Below are 486 nucleotides of genomic sequence, written 5' to 3'. Positions count from 1 at the left end.
ACCCGTTGGCGGCGCCTGAGTGCCGGCCGTCAGGCCCTGCTCACTCTTGCCCACCTCCGCAACGGCCACCCGTATGCCCAGCTCGCGGCCGGGTTCGGCATCGGGACCACGACCGCGTACCGGTACATCACCGAGGCCGTCGAGGTCCTGGCCGCTCTCGCGCCGACTCTTGCGGAGGCAGTCCGGACGGCATCGTCGAAGGCGTTCGTGCTGCTGGACGGGACCCTGCTGCCGATCGACCGGATCGCCGCGGACCGGCCCTACTACTCGGGGAAGCACAAGAGGCACGGGATGAACGTGCAGGTCCTCGCCGATCCCTTCGGCCGGCTGCTGTGGGCCTCGCCGACCTTGCCCGGAGCTGTCCACGACGTCCGCGCGGCTCGCGAACATGGCATCGTCGACGCCCTCGCCGAGGCCGGCATCGCATGCTGGGCCGACAAGGGCTACCGGGGTGCCGGCGGAACAGTCCGCACCCCGTGCTGGGGG

Annotated in this window: 1 protein-coding gene; it reads left to right on the top strand. The window is 71.4% G+C overall.

The window, feature by feature from the left end; all coding sequences use genetic code 11:
- Positions 1–486, top strand: a 486-nt coding sequence (locus AC2CJA_RS27185; protein ID WP_484605276.1) for a transposase family protein, incomplete at both ends; no start/stop codon positions are given.

Source organism: Streptomyces sp. ATLC9, assembly GCF_057196705.1.
This window is presented reverse-complemented; position numbering and strand designations above follow the sequence as displayed.